The organism is Microbispora sp. NPDC004025 (genome assembly GCF_053604425.1).
On record NZ_JBSGHN010000046.1, the window covers coordinates 1 to 1,530 of the forward strand.

At 70.3% G+C, this 1,530-nt stretch carries 1 protein-coding gene and 2 pseudogenes; all 3 read right to left on the reverse strand.

The window, feature by feature from the left end:
- Positions 1-107 (reverse strand): annotated as a pseudogene (locus ACWEQG_RS39010) (sugar phosphate isomerase/epimerase); the annotation flags it as partial.
- Between the two features lie 31 nt (positions 108-138).
- Positions 139-1,314: a Gfo/Idh/MocA family protein gene (locus tag ACWEQG_RS39015; protein ID WP_452292689.1), complete on the reverse strand. Its 1,176-nt coding sequence runs from the start codon at positions 1,312-1,314 to the stop codon at positions 139-141.
- Positions 1,315-1,330: 16 nt separating this feature from the next.
- Positions 1,331-1,530: pseudogene (locus tag ACWEQG_RS39020) on the reverse strand (sugar ABC transporter substrate-binding protein); the annotation flags it as partial.

The following is a 1,530-nucleotide window of genomic DNA, read 5'->3' on the forward strand; positions in this document are numbered from 1 at the left end:
CAGGCGAGTTCCAGGCCGTCGTAGCCCCATTCGGAGGCGAGGCGGCAGACCTCCTCGAACGGCAGGTCCGCCCACTGCCCCGTGAACAACGTGATCGGTCGCGTCATATCACACCCGTTCTCACAGTCCTGTGGACAATCAAATCGAGGTCCAGCCCGACCCGGCGGCCGCGCTCTCCTCGACCGCGGCGAGCACCTTCTGCACCCGGAGCCCGTCCTCGAAGGACGGTGCGGGGTCGGCGCCTGCGGCCACCGCCTCGATGAAGTCCTTCACCTCGTGGGTGAAGGTGTGCTCGTAGCCGAGGCCGTGACCCGGCGGCCACCACGCCCCGGCGTACGGGTGGTCCGCCTCGGTGACGAGGATCCGCCGGAACCCGCCCTCGGCGGCGTCGAGCGTGTGGTCGTGGAACCACAGCTCGTTCATCGCCTCGAAGTCGAAGGACAGGCTGCCCAGCGATCCGTTGACCTCGATGCGCAGCGCGTTCTTGCGTCCCGCGGCGAACCGGGTGGCCTCGAAGGAGGCCAGCGCCCCGCCCTCGAAACGGCCGATGAACAGCGCGGCGTCGTCCACCGTCACCTCGCCCATCTCACCGGTGCCGCCCTGGCCGGCCAGGCCGCTCGACCCCTCGGCGAGCGGACGCTGCTTGACGAAGGTCTCGGTGATCGCGCTCACCCCGGTCAGCGACCGGCCGACGACGAACTGCGCGGTGTCGATGATGTGGGCGCCGATGTCGCCGAGAGCCCCGGATCCGGCCTTGTCCTTCTGCAGGCGCCAGACCAGGGGGAACTCGGGGTCGACGATCCAGTCCTGCAGGTACTGCGCCCGCACGTGCCGGATCTCCCCGAGCCTGCCCTCTTCGACGAACCGCCGGGCCAGCGCGACGGCGGGCACCCGGCGGTAGTTGAAGGCGACCATGCTGCGCACGCCGCGCGCCGCCGCCGCGCGGGCGGCGGCGGCCATGGCCTCGGCCTCGGCCACGGTGTTGGCGAGCGGCTTCTCGCAGATGACGTGCTTGCCCGCCTCCAGCGCCGCGACCGCGATCTCCGCGTGGCTGTCGCCGGGCGTGCAGATGTCGACGACCTGCACGTCGTCACGCTCGAGGAGCCGCTTCCAGTCGGTCTCCACCGCCGCCCAGCCGAGCGTCGCCGCGGCCTCGGCCGTGCGCTCGGGCGACCTCCCGGCCAGGGCCGCCATGACGGGCCGTACGGGCAGGTCGAAGAACGAGGAGACGCTCCGCCATGCCTGCGAGTGCACGCGTCCCATGAACGCGTACCCCACCATGCCGACGCCCAGCGTCGGCTTGCTGTCTGTCACTGAATATCTCCCCCTATCAGGATTCGAAGCCGGTCGGCAGGTACTTGTCGGCGTTGTCCTTGGTGACGGTCTCCGAGGTCAGGGTGATCGACTGCGGCACCTGCTGCTCCAGCAGGTCGCTCATGCCCTTGCCCTGCGCGATCAGTCGCGCCAGCTTGATCGCCGAGGCGGCCATCGTCGGGCTGTAGGTCACCGTGGCCTTCAGCACACCGCTGT